Annotated in this window: 16 protein-coding genes and 1 tRNA gene; 13 read left to right on the top strand and 4 right to left on the bottom strand. The window is 71.9% G+C overall.

Going from position 1 to position 16785, the window contains the following annotated elements; all coding sequences use genetic code 11:
- Positions 1–38: 38 nt before the first annotated feature.
- Positions 39–1508, bottom strand: a complete 1470-nt coding sequence (locus tag ACWCP2_RS26225; RefSeq protein WP_450911055.1) for a potassium/proton antiporter — start codon at positions 1506–1508, stop codon at positions 39–41.
- Between the two features lie 302 nt (positions 1509–1810).
- Here ACWCP2_RS26225 and ACWCP2_RS26220 point away from each other — a divergent pair, with 302 nt between their 5' ends.
- Entirely contained in the window at positions 1811–4687 is a 2877-nt protein-coding gene (locus ACWCP2_RS26220; protein WP_450911029.1) for a penicillin acylase family protein, read from the top strand.
- On the opposite strand, the gene ACWCP2_RS26215 is transcribed toward ACWCP2_RS26220, so the two are convergent.
- Positions 4682–5293 (bottom strand): 5-formyltetrahydrofolate cyclo-ligase, encoded by a 612-nt coding sequence (locus ACWCP2_RS26215; protein WP_450911028.1) that lies wholly within the window; start codon positions 5291–5293, stop codon positions 4682–4684. The two genes, ACWCP2_RS26220 and ACWCP2_RS26215, sit on opposite strands and share 6 nt — an antisense overlap.
- Positions 5294–5385: 92 nt before the next feature.
- Between ACWCP2_RS26215 and galU the strand changes: the two genes are divergently transcribed.
- From galU to ACWCP2_RS26180, 7 genes are all read left to right on the top strand, one after another.
- Positions 5386–6288 carry a UTP--glucose-1-phosphate uridylyltransferase GalU gene (galU, locus tag ACWCP2_RS26210; RefSeq protein WP_450911027.1) on the top strand — a complete coding sequence of 301 codons (903 nt, stop codon included), beginning with the start codon at positions 5386–5388 and terminating at the stop codon, positions 6286–6288.
- Positions 6289–6292: 4 nt separating this feature from the next.
- The gene (gene glp, locus ACWCP2_RS26205; protein ID WP_450911026.1) at positions 6293–7636 is read left to right on the top strand and encodes a molybdotransferase-like divisome protein Glp; all 1344 of its coding nucleotides are present in this window, start codon (positions 6293–6295) and stop codon (positions 7634–7636) included.
- Between the two features lie 73 nt (positions 7637–7709).
- A complete protein-coding gene (gene moaC, locus ACWCP2_RS26200) occupies positions 7710–8246 on the top strand; it encodes a cyclic pyranopterin monophosphate synthase MoaC (RefSeq protein ID WP_450911025.1) in 537 nt (178 codons plus the stop codon).
- Positions 8243–8827, top strand: coding sequence for a MogA/MoaB family molybdenum cofactor biosynthesis protein (locus tag ACWCP2_RS26195; protein ID WP_450911024.1), 585 nt, complete (start codon positions 8243–8245; stop codon positions 8825–8827). Before moaC ends, ACWCP2_RS26195 begins: the two co-directional genes overlap by 4 nt.
- Before the next feature lie 17 nt (positions 8828–8844).
- Entirely contained in the window at positions 8845–9465 is a 621-nt protein-coding gene (locus ACWCP2_RS26190) for a GNAT family N-acetyltransferase (RefSeq protein ID WP_450911023.1), read from the top strand.
- Positions 9466–9622: 157 nt separating this feature from the next.
- A complete protein-coding gene (gene sepX, locus ACWCP2_RS26185) occupies positions 9623–10642 on the top strand; it encodes a divisome protein SepX/GlpR (RefSeq protein ID WP_450911022.1) in 1020 nt (339 codons plus the stop codon).
- Between the two features lie 78 nt (positions 10643–10720).
- A tRNA-Ala gene (locus tag ACWCP2_RS26180) sits at positions 10721–10794 on the top strand.
- Positions 10795–10953: 159 nt separating this feature from the next.
- On the opposite strand, the gene ACWCP2_RS26175 is transcribed toward ACWCP2_RS26180, so the two are convergent.
- Entirely contained in the window at positions 10954–11454 is a 501-nt protein-coding gene (locus tag ACWCP2_RS26175; protein ID WP_450911021.1) for a GNAT family N-acetyltransferase, read from the bottom strand.
- A 38-nt stretch (positions 11455–11492) separates the two neighbouring features.
- On the opposite strand from ACWCP2_RS26175, the gene ACWCP2_RS26170 reads away from it, so the two are divergent.
- Positions 11493–12296 (top strand): exodeoxyribonuclease III, encoded by an 804-nt coding sequence (locus ACWCP2_RS26170; protein WP_450911020.1) that lies wholly within the window; start codon positions 11493–11495, stop codon positions 12294–12296.
- On the opposite strand, the gene ACWCP2_RS26165 is transcribed toward ACWCP2_RS26170, so the two are convergent.
- Complete coding sequence (locus ACWCP2_RS26165; protein ID WP_450911019.1) at positions 12278–12988, bottom strand: MerR family transcriptional regulator; 711 nt, start codon at positions 12986–12988, stop codon at positions 12278–12280. The genes ACWCP2_RS26170 and ACWCP2_RS26165 overlap by 19 nt on opposite strands.
- 157 nt (positions 12989–13145) lie before the next feature.
- Here ACWCP2_RS26165 and ACWCP2_RS26160 point away from each other — a divergent pair, with 157 nt between their 5' ends.
- The 4 genes from ACWCP2_RS26160 (at position 13146) to ACWCP2_RS26145 (ending at position 16764) form a co-directional block, all read left to right on the top strand.
- Positions 13146–14675, top strand: a complete 1530-nt coding sequence (locus ACWCP2_RS26160; RefSeq protein WP_450911054.1) for a flavin-containing monooxygenase — start codon at positions 13146–13148, stop codon at positions 14673–14675.
- Positions 14672–15637: an alpha/beta fold hydrolase gene (locus ACWCP2_RS26155; RefSeq protein ID WP_450911018.1), complete on the top strand. Its 966-nt coding sequence runs from the start codon at positions 14672–14674 to the stop codon at positions 15635–15637. The genes ACWCP2_RS26160 and ACWCP2_RS26155 overlap by 4 nt, the downstream gene beginning before the upstream one ends.
- Positions 15634–16518, top strand: a complete 885-nt coding sequence (locus ACWCP2_RS26150; RefSeq protein ID WP_450911017.1) for an SDR family oxidoreductase — start codon at positions 15634–15636, stop codon at positions 16516–16518. Before ACWCP2_RS26155 ends, ACWCP2_RS26150 begins: the two co-directional genes overlap by 4 nt.
- A gap of 78 nt (positions 16519–16596) precedes the next feature.
- The gene (locus tag ACWCP2_RS26145) at positions 16597–16764 is read left to right on the top strand and encodes a hypothetical protein (RefSeq protein WP_450911016.1); all 168 of its coding nucleotides are present in this window, start codon (positions 16597–16599) and stop codon (positions 16762–16764) included.
- The last annotated feature ends 21 nt before the right edge of the window (positions 16765–16785 follow it).

Genomic DNA, 16785 nt, shown 5'->3' with positions numbered 1-16785 from the left:
GCTCCACCCCCTGCTCCACCCCCTGCTCCACCCCTGCTCTAGTCCCCGCCGGTCCCCAGCCAGCCCGCCAGCTTTCCGCCCCGGGCCACCGCGCGCAGCCGCGCCTCGGCCGCGTCCCGTACCGGGTCCGTGGCCACCACCAGCAGCTCGTCCCCGCGCCGCAGCACGGTCGACGGCGCCGGTACGAAGCTGCGCGCGTCCCGTACGACCAGCGTCACGGAAGCCCCCGGCGGCAGCCGCAGCTCGCTCACCTCGACCCCGTGCATCCGCGAGGCGGGCGGGATCGCGAAGGACAGCAGGTGCCCGCGCAGCTTCTCCAGCGGCGCCGACTCGATCCCGAGGTCGGAGGCGGTCTCCTCGCTGTTGCCCAGCTTCAGCTTGCGCGCGAGCCAGGGCAGCGTCGGACCCTGGACCAGGGTGTAGACGACGACCAGGACGAAGACGATGTTGAAGACCCGCTCGCTGCCCTCGATCCCGGACACCATGGGGATGGTCGCCAGGATGATGGGCACGGCCCCGCGCAGGCCCGCCCAGGACATGAGCGCCTGCTCCTGCCAGGGCAGCCGGAAGGGCAGCAGGGAGACGAAGACCTCCAGCGGCCGGGCCACCATCGTCAGCACCAGCCCGATGATCACCGCCGGCCAGAAGTCGTTGACCAGCTCGTGCGGGGTGACCAGCAGACCGAGCAGGACGAACATGCCGATCTGGGCGATCCAGCCGAGCCCGTCCGCGAACCCCCGGGTGGCCGGCCAGTGCGGGAGCTTCGCGTTCCCGAGCACCATCGCCGCCAGGTACACCGCGAGGAAGCCGGAGCCGTGCGCCATCGCGCCGGCCGCGTACGCGGTGATCGCGATGGCCATCACGGCGATCGGGTAGAGGCCCGAGGCGGGCAGCGCCACGTGCCGCAGCCCGTACGAACCCAGGAATCCCACCGTCAGGCCGATCGCGACGCCGATCGCCAGCTCCAGCGCGATCTTGCCTATGAGGACGTACCACTGGTCGACCGGCCCGACGGTCGCGAAGGCCACGACCAGGATGACGACGGGGGCGTCGTTGAAGCCGGACTCGGCCTCCAGCACACCCGTCACCCGGGACGGGAGCGGGACCTTGCGCAGGACCGAGAAGACGGCCGCCGCGTCGGTCGAGGAGACGACCGCACCGATCAGCAGCGCTTGCCGCCATTCGAGTCCGACCAGGTAGTGCGCGCCCGCCGCGGTCACGCTCACGCTGACGGCGACGCCGACCAGCGACAGCACGATCGCGGCCGGCAGGGCCGGCTTGATCTCTTTCCACTTGGTGCCCAGACCACCCTCGGCGAGGATCACCACGAGCGCGGCGTAGCCGATCACCTGGGTCAGCTCGGCGTTGTCGAACACGACGTTGCCGATGCCGTCCTGGCCTATCGCGACACCTATGCCGAGGTAGATGAGCAGGCTGGGGAGTCCGCTGCGCGAAGAGACGCGCACCGCCGCAACGGCGACGAGCAGCACGAGCGAGCAGACCAGCAGGAGCTCATTGAGCGTGTGGACAGTCAGCGGGCGGCCCTTTCCTCGACGTGCCTGACGATGACGGAACGGGGGACGTCGGGAGACGGATCGTTCCGGCAGGGGCACGGACGGCAAGTACTTCGTTACCTTACCTAATCTTTGACGCGCCCTTTACTCGATAGCCACATTGTGAAACGCCTGAGGGGCTCTGTCCTCATGACCTGTCGTCATGACCTCGACCCCTGGCGGATCAACGCACCCGGTCCTGCGCCTATGGTTGCTCCCAGCACTCCCAGGACCACCCTGCCCCTCTAAGGACAGCGATGCCCGCCAACGAAACCGCCCCTTCCGTCAAGAAGAAGGGACGACGCGCCCGTCTGATCGTGCTCGTCCTGGTCCTGGCGCTCTTCGCTGGCCTCGGGTACGGGGCGTACTGGAGCGTGGACAGCGTGCGGGCCTCGTTCCCGCAGACCACCGGCTCCCTGAAGGTGCCCGGCCTGGCCGGCACGGTCGACGTCAAGCGCGACGCCAACGGAATTCCCCAGCTGTACGCCGACTCCGACGAGGACCTCTTCCGCGCGCAGGGCTTCGTGCACGCGCAGGACCGGTTCTGGGAGATGGACGTACGCCGCCACATGACCTCCGGGCGGCTCTCCGAGATGTTCGGCTCCGGCCAGGTCGAGACGGACGCCTTCCTGCGCACCCTCGGCTGGCGCCAGGTCGCGCAGCAGGAGTACGACACCAAGCTGTCGCCCGACACCAAGAAGTACCTGCAGGCCTACGCCGACGGGGTCAACGCGTACCTCAAGGACAAGTCCGGCAAGGACCTCTCCGTCGAGCACGCCGCCCTCAAGCTCAGCGCCGACTACAAGCCCGAGCAGTGGACCCCGGTCGACTCGGTGGCCTGGCTCAAGGCGATGGCCTGGGACCTGCGCGGCAACATGCAGGACGAGATCGACCGCGCGCTGATGACGGGCAAGCTCTCGCAGGCGCAGATCAACGACCTCTACCCGCCGTACCCCTTCGACCGGAACCGTCCGATCGTCGAGGGCGGCACCGTCAAGGGCGGGAAGTACGCCCCCGCGCCCGGTCCCGGCTCCGGCAGCCCGGTGAGCTCCGGCGGCCAGGGCTCCACGAACGGCTCCCAGGGTTCCACGAGCGGCTCCCAGGGTTCCACGAGCGGCTCCCGGGTCTCCACCGGCACCACCGATGAGACCGGCCTGGCCGGCAACGCCACCGCCCAGGGCGCGACCGTGGGCCTGCGCACCTCGATGAGCGCGCTGGCGAGCACCCTCGACACCATCCCCGCGATCCTCGGCCCGGCCGGCAGCGGCATCGGCTCGAACTCCTGGGTCGTCGCCGGCAAGTACACGACCACCGGCAAGCCGCTGCTCGCGAACGACCCGCACCTGGCCCCGCAGCTGCCCTCGGTCTGGTACCAGATGGGCCTGCACTGCCGGGCGGCCTCGCCCTCCTGCCAGTACGACGTGGCCGGCTACACCTTCTCCGGCATGCCGGGCGTGGTCATCGGCCACAACGCCGACATCGCCTGGGGCATGACCAACCTCGGCGCCGACGTGACCGACCTCTACCTGGAGCAGGTCAAGCCCGAGGGCTACGTCTACGACAACAAGGTGCTCCCCTTCACCACCCGCGAAGAGGTCATCAAGATCGCCGGCGGCGGTGAGAAGAAGATCACCGTCCGGTCCACCAACAACGGCCCGCTGATCTCCGACCGCAGCGACGAGATCGCCACGGTCGGCGCCCGCGCCCCCGTGAGCAGCGCCGCCCCCGACCGCGGCAACGGCTACGGGGTCTCCCTGCGCTGGACCGCGCTGGACCCGGGCAAGTCGATGGACGCGGTCTTCAAGCTCAACCGGGCCAAGAACTTCCAGGAGTTCCGCACCGCGGCCCGCGACTTCGAGGTCCCCTCGCAGAACCTGATCTACGCGGACAACAAGGGCGCCAACGGCAACATCGGCTACCAGGCCCCCGGCCGCATCCCGATGCGCACCACCGGGGACGGCAGGATGCCCGCCCCCGGCTGGGACTCCAAGTACGCCTGGAAGGGCGGCAAGGACGGCAACACCGGCTACGTCCCGCAGGACGAGATGCCGTGGGCGCTCAACCCGGACCGCGGGTTCATCGTGACCGCGAACCAGGCCGTCACCGAGACCGGCCAGGGCAAGTACCCGTACGTGCTGACCACCGACTGGGGCTACGGCGCCCGCAGCCAGCGGATCAACGACCTCATCGAGGCGAAGATCAAGGACAGCGGGAAGATCTCCACCGACGACATGCGCAGCATGCAGATGGACAACAGCAGCGAGATCGCCGCACTGCTGACCCCGATGCTGGCCAAGATCGACGTCTCGGACCCGGACGTCCGCTCCGCGCAGAAGCTGCTGGAGGGCTGGAACTACACCCAGGAGCCCGACTCGGCGGCCGCCGCGTACTTCAACGCGGTCTGGCGCAACATCCTCAAGCTGGCCTTCGGCGACAAGCTGCCCAAGGAGCTGCGGGTCGAGGGCAGCTGCATGAACGTCCCCGAGTCGACGACCGGCCCGGCGGACGACCTCGTGAAGATGGTCCGCGAATGCGGTGAGCGCGCCTCCGACTCGGCGCAGCCGGACGGCGGTGACCGCTGGTTCGAGGTGGTCCGCCGGCTCGTCAAGGACGAGGACTCGGCCTGGTGGCAGTCGCCCGCCGTCGGCCGCACCGTGGCCGCCACCACCACCCGCGACCAGCTCTTCGCGCGGGCCATGAAGGACGCCCGCTGGGAGCTGACCGCCAAGCTCGGCAAGGACCAGTCGACCTGGAGCTGGGGCCGCATGCACCAGCTGATGCTGAAGAACCAGACGATCGGCACCGAGGGCCCCGGCTACCTCCAGTGGCTCCTCAACCGCGGCCCCTGGAACCTGGGCGGCGGCGAGGCCACCGTCAACGCGACCGGCTGGAACGCCTCCAGCGGGTACGGGGTCACCTGGGTGCCGTCGATGCGGATGGTCGTGAACCTCGCCGACTTCGACAAGTCCCGCTGGATCAACCTGACGGGCGCCTCGGGGCACGCGTACAACGACCACTACACGGACCAGACCTCGCTGTGGGCCAAGGGCGAACTGCTCGACTGGCCCTTCGGGAAGGAAGCCGTGGACAAGGCCGCGGTCGACACCCTGACCCTCCAGCCGGACGGTTCATGAGCTGAAGCGGAGCGCCCCCGACGGGGTGGCGACCGCCTGAACGGGGTGGTCGTGCGGTTCCTCCGGGACCCGCGCGACCACCTCGTCGTCGTAGAGGAGCACGACCAGCGCGGGATGCGCCCCCGCGCGCTCCAGCCGCTCCAGCACCCGGTCGTACGAGCCTCCGCCCCGCCCGAGCCGCATCCCCCGCCGGTCCACGGCCAGTCCGGGCAGCAGCACGGCGTCGGCGCCGGTCACCGCGTCCGGCCCGAGGCGGGGCCCGGCGGGCTCCAGCAGCCGCATCTTCCCCGGGTGCGCGGCCTCGGCCAGGCTCTCGGGCCCTTCGTACGCCGCCCAGTCGAGGTCGTTGTCGGGCAGCAGGACGGGCAGCAGCACGCGGACACCGGCCGCCCGCAGGGCGTCGAGCAGCTCGTGGGTGCCGGGTTCGGAGCCGACGGAGACGTAGGCGGCCACGGTGTGGGCGGAGCTCAGTTCGGGCAGGTGCAGGGCGGTGCGGGAGAGGGCGCCGGCCGCCGTGCGCAGGGTCTCGGCGGACAAGGCCCGGCGGGCCGCGAGGAGTTCCCGGCGCAGGTCCGACTTGGCCCTCGAAGGCTGGTTCTGTGTCATGGCTGGCTCGTATCCCCTTCTGTCCGGGTAAATCTGATCATGTTCATCTGAAGCTCACATGGGTCTCATCGCGAGGCACTATCGTTCCGCTCATGACTCAGTTGCACCCCGTGATCAAAAAGGCCGTCATCCCGGCCGCGGGCCTCGGCACTCGGTTCCTTCCCGCAACCAAGGCGACGCCCAAGGAAATGCTTCCCGTGGTGGACAAGCCGGCCATCCAGTACGTCGTCGAGGAGGCCGTGTCGGCCGGACTCGACGACATCCTCATGATCACGGGCCGTAACAAGCGCGCCCTCGAAGACCACTTCGACCGCAACTACGAGCTGGAGTCGGCGCTCATCGCCAAGGGCGACGACGACCGGCTCAAGAAGGTCCAGGAGTCCAGCGACCTGGCCACCATGCACTACGTCCGCCAGGGCGACCCCCGGGGCCTGGGCCACGCCGTGCTGTGCGCCGAGCCGCACGTCGGCGACGAGCCCTTCGCCGTCCTCCTCGGCGACGACCTCATCGACCCCCGCGACCCGCTGCTGCGCCGGATGACGGAGATCCAGCAGAGCGAAGGCGGCACCGTCGTCGCGCTCATGGAGGTCGACCCCTCCCAGGTGCACCTCTACGGCTGCGCCGCGGTCGAGCCCACCGGCGCGGCGGACGTGGTCCGCATCACCGGTCTCGTGGAGAAGCCGGACGCCGCGGACGCACCCAGCAATTACGCGGTCATCGGACGATACGTACTCGATCCGGCGATCTTCGGCATACTGCGGGAGACCGAGCCGGGCCGCGGCAATGAGATCCAGCTGACCGACGCCCTGCAGAAGCTGGCCGCCGACGAGACCGTCGGGGGCCCGGTGCACGGCGTGGTCTTCCGGGGCCGCCGCTACGACACCGGGGACCGCGGGGACTACCTGCGGGCCATCGTCCGACTCGCGTGCGAGCGTGAGGACCTGGGCCCGGAGTTCCGCACCTGGCTTCACCATTACGTCACGGAGGAGATGTAGGACCTTGAGCAAGCCCGACGCACCGCAGGACACAGGCTCCCAGCGCCTCTGGTCGGTGGACGAGCACCTGGCGGACGTCCTCGGTACGGTCCGGCCGCTGGAGCCCATCGAGCTCCAGCTGCTCGACGCCCAGGGCTGCGTCCTGGTCGAGGACGTCACCGTGCCCGTCGCCCTGCCGCCCTTCGACAACAGCTCGATGGACGGGTACGCCGTCCGGACCGCCGACGTCCAGGGGGCCAGCGAGGAGTTCCCGGCGGTGCTGACGGTCATCGGGGACGTGGCGGCCGGCAGCGGCGAGCTGCCGACCGTGGGCCCCGGCCAGGCCGCCCGCATCATGACCGGCGCCCCGCTGCCCCCCGGCGCGGAAGCCGTCGTACCGGTCGAGTGGACCGACGGGGGCACCGGGGGCGGCGCCGCCTCCGGGATGACCCCCGCCAGCGAGGCGCCCGAGGGCGCCGCGGGCGAGGTACGGGTCCACCGCGCCGCCGAGGCCCGCGCGCACGTCCGCTCGCGGGGCAGCGACGTCCAGGCCGGGGACCTCGCGCTCGCCGCGGGCACCGTCCTCGGGCCGCCGCAGATCGCCCTGCTGGCCGCCATCGGGCGGGGCACCGTACGGGTGCGGCCGCGCCCGCGCGTGGTCGTCCTGTCCACCGGCAGCGAGCTGGTCCAGCCCGGCGAGGCCCTGGCGCCCGGCACGATCTACGACTCCAACAGCTTCGCCCTGGCCGCCGCCGCGCGCGACGCCGGAGCCATCGCCTACCGGGTCGGAGCCGTCGCCGACGACGCCGACACCCTGCGCTCCACCATCGAGGACCAGCTCATCCGGGCCGACCTGCTCGTCACCACGGGCGGGGTCAGCGTCGGCGCGTACGACGTGGTCAAGGAGGCCCTCACGGCGGTCGCCACCGGCGACGACGAGGTCGACGGCGCCGGCATCGACTTCCGCAAGCTCGCCATGCAGCCCGGCAAGCCCCAGGGATTCGGCACCATCGGCCCCGACCACACCCCGCTGCTGGCCCTGCCCGGCAACCCGGTCTCCTCCTACGTCTCCTTCGAGCTGTTCGTGCGCCCCGCGATCCGCGCCCTCATGGGCCTGCCGGCCTCCGAGGTCAGCCGGCCGAGCGTGCGCGCGGTGCTCGAGGCGGACAAGGCGATCGGCTCCCCGGCCGGCCGCCGCCAGTTCCTGCGCGGCAAGTACGACGCGGAGTCCGGCACGGTCAGCCCGGTCGGCGGATCGGGCTCGCACCTGATCGCCGCGCTGGCGCACGCCGACTCGCTGATGGTCGTACCGGAGGACGTGACCTCGGTGGAGCCCGGGGCCGAGCTGGAAGTGGTCCTGCTCGGCTGAGGTCCGGCGGATGCGGGTAGCGTGTTGCACCACACAGGCCCTTGCGGGGCCCGGACGGGAGCGGCACGCAGATATGGCAGCGACTTCCCGGGGGGAAACCCCCGGAACCCCTCAGCAGAGCAGCGCCGGCGACGGCGCCGGCACCAGGCTGACGCACATCGACGAGGCCGGCGCGGCCCGGATGGTCGACGTCTCGGCGAAGGACGTCACCACCCGGACGGCGCGGGCCAGCGGGCGCGTGCTCGTCTCTCCCCGGGTCATCGAACTGCTGCGGGGCGAGGGCGTGCCCAAGGGCGACGCCCTCGCCACCGCGCGGATCGCCGGGATCATGGGCGCGAAGAAGACCCCCGACCTGATCCCGCTGTGCCACCCGCTGGCCGTCTCCGGGGTGAAGGTGGACCTGAAGGTCACCGACGACGCCGTCGAGATCCTCGCCACCGTCAAGACCACCGACCGCACGGGCGTCGAGATGGAGGCGCTGACCGCCGTCGCGGTCGCCGGGCTGACCGTCATCGACATGGTCAAGGCCGTCGACAAGGGCGCCGTCATCACCGACGTGCGGGTCGAGGAGAAGACGGGCGGCAAGTCCGGCGACTGGGCGCGCTCGTGAACGCCCCGCGCGGCGGCGAGGTCCACAGCCACGCCCACGCCCCGCAGGCGCAGCCGGTGGCCGCCCCGGCGCCCGCGCTGCGCGCGCTGGTGGTCACGGCCTCGAACCGGGCCTCGCAGGGCGTGTACGCCGACAAGGGCGGCCCGGTGCTCGCCGAGGGCCTGGGCGCGCTCGGCTTCGCGGTGGACGGCCCGCGCGTGGTCCCCGACGGGGACCCCGTGGAGGCGGCCCTGCGCGAGGGCGTGGCCGCCGGGTACGACGTCATCCTGACCACCGGAGGCACCGGCATCTCGCCGACCGACCGGACCCCCGACGCCACCGCCCGGGTCCTGGACTACGAGATCCCGGGCATCCCGCAGGCGATCCGCGCCGAGTCCCTGGCGAAGGTGCCCACCGCGGCCCTGTCCCGGGGCCTGGCGGGCGTGGCCGGACACACCCTGATCGTGAACCTGCCCGGTTCCACCGGCGGGGTCCGCGACGGGATCGCGGTCCTGTCCCGCGTCCTGCTGCACGCCGTCGACCAGATCCGCGGCGGCGACCACCCTCGCCCCGAGGGCAGACCGCCGGGGAGCGCGAGCTGAACGGCCCCTCCTGGCCGGTGGTGCTGGCGGACGGCGATGTCACGCTCCGGCCGATAAAGCTGCGGGACCAGAGCGCCTGGCGCGAGGTCAACCGCCGCAACCGCGACTGGCTGCGGCCCTGGGAGGCGACGATCCCGCCGCCCGCGCCCTGGGGGCCGGTGATCCAGCGGCCGACCTACCGTCAGATGGTGCGCCACCTGCGGGCGGAGGCCAACGCGGGGCGCATGCTGCCGTTCGTCATCGAGTACCAGGGCCGACTGGTCGGCCAGTTGACGGTCGCCGGGATCACCTGGGGCTCGATGTGCGCGGGCCACGTGGGCTACTGGGTGGACAGGGACGTGGCGGGCCGCGGGGTGATGCCGACGGCGGTCGCGCTGGCCGTGGACCACTGTTTCGCCAAGGTCGGGCTGCACCGGATCGAGGTGTGCATCCGCCCGGAGAACGGTCCGAGCCGGCGGGTGGTGGAGAAGCTCGGCTTCCGCGAGGAGGGGCTGCGCCCGCGGTACCTGCACATCGACGGGGCCTGGCGCGATCACCTCGTGTACGCGCTGACGGCGGAGGAGGCGCGCGAGGGTCTGCTGCGCCGCTGGCACCGCGAGCGTCATCCGTACGGGCCCCCCACTCCGCCCGGACAATAGAAATCCGATATCTGTTCGAATTCTTTCGTCCAATGACCGATTCGCCCATAACCTGATCCGAGAAATCACAAAAAAAGTCCGTGATATCAGCGAGATCGTGCGACACGCCGTCCCAATTGGCGGATCCGCCCGGCCGCGCCCCTCTACGGTGTGGGGTGTGAGCAGCAGCGGCCTCATCTACGCAGTCATTGTCGGGGCCTGGGCCGCCTACTTGGTGCCCATGTGGCTCCGGAGGCAGGACGAGCTGAACGAAGCCCGTCCGACGGAACGCTTCTCCACCGCCATCCGGCTGCTTTCCGGCCGGGCGGGAATGGAGCGCCGTTACGCCAAGGGACTGCGTGAGCGCGGTGACGAGGAGGCGCAGCCCCAGCCCCCCGCGGACCCGGACGCCGCGACGGAAACGGTGAAATCCGTGGACGCCGCCGACGCCCGGGCTCTCGTCGTGCCCCCGCCGACCCGCGCCGAGCCCAGATCGGCCGCCTCCGAGCGGGCCGACCGCGTGGAGCGGGCCCGCCGCGAACAGCGGCTCGTCGTCCTGGCCCGCCGCCGGCGCACCACCGCGCTGCTCTTCCTGATCTTCACCCTCGGCGCGGTCGCCGCCGCGGTCGGCGGGCTCCACTACCTGTGGGCCCCGGCCGTTCCCGCCCTGCTGCTGAGCTCGTACATCGTGCACCTGCGGGTCCAGGAGCGGCGCCGCTACGAGTTCACCATGGACCGCCGGCGCGCCGAGGCGGCCGCCCGCCACCTGCGCGAGAACCGCCCGCGCCGCCGGGAGTCCGAGGCGGCGGCCGGCTCCGACCCGGACCCCGCGCCACCCGTCTCCCCGCAGGAGGCCGGCCGGCGCGCCCTGGTCGAGCAGACCGACCACGCCGAGTGGGTGGACCAGCAGCGCGAGCGCGAGCGCGGACCCGCCCGTGGTGACAGCTGGGAGCCCGTCCCGGTGCCGCTGCCCACGTACGTGACGGCCCCGGTCGCCCCGCGCGCCACCGGCCCGGCGACCCCTGACCCGTGGAGCGCGACCCGCTCCAGCACGGCCGAGCCGACGGAACCCCGCCTGCGCGCCCAGCCGTCGGCCCCGTCGGCCCCGTCGGCCCGCCCCCGGCCGCGCGACGCGGCCCGTACGCCCCTGTTCGACCAGTACGAGGGCGACGAACGCCCGCGCGCCGCGAACGAGTGATCGATGACCTGCGCGGACGCTCCCCGATACCGGTTTTGGAGCACCCGCGAGGGGATGCTAATGTTTCACACGTCGCAAGGGCCTGTGGCGCAGTCTGGTAGCGCACCTCGTTCGCATCGAGGGGGTCTGGGGTTCAAATCCCCACAGGTCCACAAACGACAGTTCACGGGTTGCTCCCGAGAACGTCACGAGATCCCGTCCGGTCGGAAGACCGGGCGGGATCTTTTGCGTTCCCCGCCGGACGCGGGCGTGGACGCGGGCCCGGGCCGGACGCGCGGCGTGCTCGCCGGCCGCGTCCGACTCCGGTCCGGTTACGCCGGGTTCAGCGGCTTCGTCATGCAGCGGCTGGAGTCGTGGAACCGGTAGTGGCCGAACTTGGCGTCCGTCAGCGTGTAGCCCTCGGAGAGGTAGAGGGCGATGGCCTCGGGCTGCTGGTCGCCGGTCTCCAGGGCCATCCGCACGCGGCCGGCCGCGCGGGCGTCCGCCTCGAGGGCGGCCAGGATGCGGCGGGCCAGGCCCCGGCCGCGGGCCTCCGGTATCACGTACATCCGCTTCAGCTCGGCGTCGCCGTCGGCGTAGCCCTCGTCGTTCGCCTCGTGGCTGCGCCATCCGCCGCTGGCGACCGGTGTGCCCGAAGCGTCGTAGGCGAGGAGGTAGAGGCCCCTCGGCGGGGCGAACATCGCCGGGTCGAGGAAGGTTTCGTCGCCCTCGCCCTCGTAGCGCTCCTGGTATTCGATCTGCACTTGGTCGTTGAGCTTGACCGCGTCCGGGTCGTCGTACGACACGGCGCGGAGCTGGATCTCCTGAGACATCGGAACAGCCTACGGAACGCTCCGGCTATCGTGCAGGGATGTTCTCTGTGACCTCTGTGAATGTGAACGGAATCCGCGCCGCCGCCAAGAAGGGGTTCTCCCCGTGGCTCGCCGGGTCCGATGCCGATGTCGTCTGCCTGCAGGAAGTGCGGGCCGAGGAGGGGCAGATTCCGGACGAGGTACGGGCACCCGAGGGGTGGCACGCCGTGTTCGCGCCGGCCGCGGCCAAGGGGCGGGCCGGGGTCGCGGTGTACACGCGGCGGGAGCCGGAGCGGGTGCAGGTCGGCTTCGGGAGTGACGAGTTCGACACCAGCGGGCGGTACCTGGAGATCGACCTGCCGGGCGTGACCGTCGCCAGCCTCTACCTGCCCTCCGGGGAGGCGGGGACCGAGAAGCAGGACGAGAAGTACCGGTTCATGGGGGAGTTCCTCACCTACCTGCAGGCGCTCAAGGTGCGGGCGGCCGCGGACGGGCGCGAGGTCGTCGTGTGCGGTGACTGGAACATCTGCCACCAGGAGGCAGACCTCAAGAACTGGAAGACCAACCGGAAGAACGCCGGCTTCCTGCCCGAGGAGCGCGAGTGGCTCGGGCAGGTCTACGACACCGCCGGGTACGTGGACGTGGTGCGCAGCCTGCACCCGGACACCGAGGGGCCGTACTCCTGGTGGTCCTACCGCGGGCGGGCCTTCGACAACGACGCCGGCTGGCGGATCGACCTGCAGGTGGCCACGCCGGGGCTGGCGGCCAAGGCCGTCAAGGCGTTCGTGGAGCGGGCCGAGACGCACCCCGAGCGCTGGTCCGACCACGCGCCGGTGACCGTGGTCTACGCGCTCGGCGTCTGAGGCGGCTGGGGCGTCTGCTCCGGGGCCGGCGCCGCCGGCGGGAGCAGGCGGTTCATGGCCATCGTGAGTTCCGCCTCGACGACGCTCTTGGCCAGCGGGCGCAGGCGCGGGACGGCTTCCGCCGAGATGTGCGTGGAGATGAGCTCCGTGAACAGGGCCGCCATCGCGTCCGCGTGCTCGCGGACCAGGCGGCCCGTCTCCAGGACGGCCGAGAGCGGTACTCCCTCGCGGACCAGGGCCGAGGAGACGTCCAGGAGCCGGCGGCTGACGTGGACGATCTCCTCGCCGTCGGTGGCGAGGTAGCCGAGGTCGAGCGAGGCCGCCAGGTTCTCCGGGGTGACCTCGCCCTCGAAGTAGTCGGCGAGGGCCTCGGGCGTGAGCCGGACCGGGGTCTCCTCCGACCAGCCGATGCCGAGCAGCTCACCCAGCTGGCCCACGTCGCGGCCGTTCTCGAAGGCGACGGTCAGCTCGGCTATCCCGCCGAGGGTGTGGCCGCGCTCCAGCAGGGCGGCGATGGTGCGCAGCCGGGAGAGGTGGCCGTCGTCGTACCAGGCGATGCGGCCCTCGCGCCGAGGTGGCGGCAGGAGTTTGCGCTCACGGTAGAAGCGCAGGGTGCGTACGGGTATGCCGGCGGCCTCGGCCAGCTCTTCCGTGCGGTATTCGCGCACTGTGGTCCTTGCTTCGTGGGGCACGGGTGCAGCCTAGGGCGTACTCGCGGTAACTTTCCCGGCCCGACCCCTACCCATGAGTACGGAGCTGCTCTAGTCTCCCGATTGTGCCAGTGATTGCTGGCAGCATCGGAATGGGCGTTGGCATCGGCATCCGAAGGTGGCTGGCATGGGCGGTGGCATGGACGGGCGCGAGCACGTACGCGTGGCGGTGATCGGGTCCGGGTTCGGCGGGCTGGGCGCCGCGGTGCGGCTGCGGCGCGAGGGGATCACGGACTTCGTCGTCCTGGAGCGCGCCGACTCGGTCGGCGGCACCTGGCGGGACAACAACTACCCCGGGTGCGCCTGCGACGTGCCCTCCCATCTGTATTCGTTCTCCTTCGCCCCCAATCCCGACTGGCCCCGCACCTTCTCGGGGCAGCCCGCGATCAGGGAGTACCTGGAGCACGTGGCCGACACCTTCGGGCTGCGCCGCCACATCCGGCTGAACCACGAGGTCCGGATGATGCGCTGGGACGCGGACGGGATGCGGTGGGAGATCGAGACCGCGGGCGGGGACTTCACCGCCGACGTGGTCGTCTCCGCCACCGGGCCGCTGTCGGACCCGAAGATGCCGGAGATACCCGGACTGGCCGGCTTCCCCGGCAAGGTCTTCCACTCGGCCCGCTGGGACCACGACTACGACCTGCGCGGCAAGCGCGTCGCCATGATCGGTACGGGCGCCTCCGCCATCCAGATCGTGCCCGCCATCGCCCCCGAGGTGGAGCGGCTCACCCTCTTCCAGCGCACGCCGCCGTGGGTGATGCCGCGCACCGACCGGGCGATCACCTCGGTGGAGCGCTGGCTGCACCGCCAGCTCCCCTTCACCCGGGCGGCCCGCCGCGGGCTGCTGTGGGGGATACGGGAGCTCCAGGTCAGCGCCTTCACCAAGCGGCCGAACCAGCTCGGGCTGATCGAGTCCCTCGCCAAGGCGAACATGGCGCGCTCGATCAAGGACCCCGCGCTGCGGGCCAAGCTGACGCCCTCGTACCGCATCGGGTGCAAGCGGATCCTGCTGTCGAGCGAGTACTACCCGGCGCTGGCCCGGCCCAACGTGGACCTCGTGGCCTCCGGGCTGAAGGAGATCCGGGGGTCGGTGCTGGTGGCGGCCGACGGGACCGAGACCGAGGTCGACGCGATCGTCTTCGGCACCGGCTTCCACGTCACGGACATGCCGATCGCCGACCGGGTGGTCGGCGTGGACGGCAAGACCCTCGCGGAGGTCTGGAAGGACGGGATGCAGTCCCTGCGCGGGGCCACCGCGGCGGGCTTCCCGAACTGGATGACGATCATCGGCCCGAACACCGGGCTCGGGAACAGCTCGATGATCCTGATGATCGAGTCGCAGCTGAACTACATGGCGGACTACATGCGCCAGCTGGGCGTCCTGGGCGGGAAGGTCGCCCTCGCCGCCCGGCCGTCCGCGGTCAACGCCTGGAACCGGCAGGTCCAGACCCGCATGGAGCGCACGGTGTGGAACACCGGCGGCTGCACCAGCTGGTACCTGGACGCGCAGGGCCGCAACACCACGGTCTGGCCGGGCACCACCGGGGAGTTCCGCAAGGAGACCCTGGGCGTGGACCTGGGCGAGTACGAGGTCGTACGGGTCCGGGAGCGCGAGCGGGCCTCGGCGGCCGGTGGGGCCGAAGCCGCGCAGGAGGGCGCCGCGTGAGCCGCCTGATGCACGTGACGGCGGGCCCCTACGCCCCGCCGGCGGCCCGCCGGGAGCTGGTCGCCACCTCCGCCGACGGTGCGCGCCTGCACGTGGAGGTGCACGGCGAGGACGGGGCCCCGGCCGTCGTGCTCGCCCACGGCTGGACCTGTTCGACCGCGTTCTGGGCCGCGCAGATCAGGGCCCTGTCCACCGGGCACCGGGTCATCGCCTACGACCAGCGGGGCCACGGCCGCAGCCCGGCGGGCCCGGTGTCCGGCTACGGCACCGCCGCCCTCGCCGACGACCTGGTCGCGGTCCTGGGGGCCACCCTCGCCCCCGGTGAGAAGGCGGTCGTGGCGGGGCACTCCATGGGCGGGATGACCGTCATGGCGGCCGCCGCCCGGCCGGAGTTCGCCGAACACGCCGCGGCCGCGCTGCTGTGCAGCACCGGCAGCGGCCGGCTGGTCGAGGAGTCGCAGGTCCTGCCGTGGCGGGCCGGCCGCGCGCGGACCCGCATCACCGGGGCGGTCCTGGGATCCCGGGCCCCGCTCGGGCCCGTCACCCCCGTCGCCCGCAAGGTGCTCAAGTACGCCACGATGGGCCCCGGCTCCGCGCCCGACAAGGTCGAGGCCTGCGCGCGGATCGTGCACGCCTGTCCCACCCCGGTGCGGCACGCCTGGTCCGGGGTGCTGGCCGCGCTGGACCTCGACGCGCAGCTGGCCGCGCTGACCGTGCCCACCGCCGTCATCGGCGGCAAGAGCGACCGGCTGACGCCGATCGTGCACGCCCGGGGGCTGGCGGCCGCGCTGCCGAACTGCGTGGGCCTCACCGAACTGACCGGGGTCGGGCACATGAGCCCGATCGAGGCCCCGGAGGCCGTCACCGCCGCCGTGCGCGAGCTCGCCGGTGCGTACCTCGCCGGCTCCGCCGGCAGCCGCTCCGCAACCGACCGTCCCGCCGCGAAGGAGAAGACCGCGTGAGTGCCCGTAGGAGTCTGGAAGGCCAGGTCGCCGTCGTCACGGGGGCCGCGCGCGGGGTCGGCGAACTGCTCGCCCGCAAACTGTCCGCCCGCGGCGCGAAGGTGGCCCTCGTGGGCCTGGAGCCGGAGGCCCTCAAGGAGGTCTCCGAGCGGCTGCACACCGACAGCGACCACTGGTACGCCGACGTCACCGACCACGAGGCCATGGCCCGGGTCGCGCAGGAGGTCAAGCAGCGCTTCGGCAAGGTGGACATCGTCGTCGCCAACGCCGGTGTCGCCTCCGGCGGGCCCTTCGCCGACTCCGACCCCGACGCCTGGCGCCGGGTCATCGAGGTCAACCTCATCGGCGGCGCCGTCACCGCCCGGGCCTTCCTGCCCGTGCTGACCGAGAGCCGCGGCTACTTCCTGCAGATCGCCTCCCTCGCGGCGATCACCCCGGCGCCGATGATGACGGCCTACTGCGCCTCCAAGTCCGGGGTCGAGGCCTTCGCGCACTGCCTGCGCTCCGAGGTCGGCTACAAGGGGGTCAAGGTGGGCGTCGGCTACCTGTCCTGGACCGACACCGACATGGTGCGCGGCGCCGACCAGGACGAGGTCATGCGCGAGCTGCGCCAGCGCCTGCCGTGGCCGTCGAACCGGACCTACCCGCTGGGGCCGGCCGTGGACCGGATCGTGGCGGGCATCGAGCGGCGCTCCGCGCACGTGTACGCGCAGTGGTGGCTGCGGGGCATGCAGGGGGTCCGCGGGTACCTGCCCGGGATCATCTCGGCAGTCGGACAGCGCGAGATGAAGCGGTTCGAACCGCGACTGGCGAGTGTTTCCACGGGACTTGTGGGGGCCGGCGGGGCCGCGGACGAGCAGGAGCGCAGCAAGAGCCGCTGACCGGAATGCGCGGAATGTCCACCTGGGCGAGACTGGTCGCGTTCCCCTTACCGACCACCGCCGCAGGAGTGAGGACACATGGGCATCAGGGACCAGTTCCAGGACAAGGCCAGGGAACTCGCGGAGCGGGCCAAGGCCTCCGGCCAGCAGGACGAGGCGTCGGAGCGCGCCTCGCAGGCCGCCGACCAGGCCGAGGACCGGGCCCGTGACGCGTTCGGCGGGCCCGCCGGGAGTTCGGAGAAGTAACAGCGCGCAGCAGCGCACAGG

The organism is Streptomyces sp. NPDC002104 (genome assembly GCF_053593795.1).
Note: the sequence above shows the minus strand (reverse complement) of the source record. Positions and strands in the feature narration are given on the sequence as shown.

Bases quoted from the DNA above. Each gene is read 5' to 3' on its own strand.
- ACWCP2_RS26175 (WP_450911021.1), bottom strand. From the start codon at position 11,454: ATGTCTCAGGAGATCCAGCTCCGCGCCGTGTCGTACGACGACCCGGAC.
- moaC (WP_450911025.1), top strand. From the start codon at position 7,710: ATGGCAGCGACTTCCCGGGGGGAAACCCCCGGAACCCCTCAGCAGAGC.
- ACWCP2_RS26160 (WP_450911054.1), top strand. From the start codon at position 13,146: ATGGACGGGCGCGAGCACGTACGCGTGGCGGTGATCGGGTCCGGGTTC.
- ACWCP2_RS26220 (WP_450911029.1), top strand. From the start codon at position 1,811: ATGCCCGCCAACGAAACCGCCCCTTCCGTCAAGAAGAAGGGACGACGC.
- galU (WP_450911027.1), top strand. From the start codon at position 5,386: ATGACTCAGTTGCACCCCGTGATCAAAAAGGCCGTCATCCCGGCCGCG.
- ACWCP2_RS26215 (WP_450911028.1), bottom strand. From the start codon at position 5,293: ATGACACAGAACCAGCCTTCGAGGGCCAAGTCGGACCTGCGCCGGGAA.
- ACWCP2_RS26170 (WP_450911020.1), top strand. From the start codon at position 11,493: ATGTTCTCTGTGACCTCTGTGAATGTGAACGGAATCCGCGCCGCCGCC.
- ACWCP2_RS26145 (WP_450911016.1), top strand. From the start codon at position 16,597: ATGGGCATCAGGGACCAGTTCCAGGACAAGGCCAGGGAACTCGCGGAG.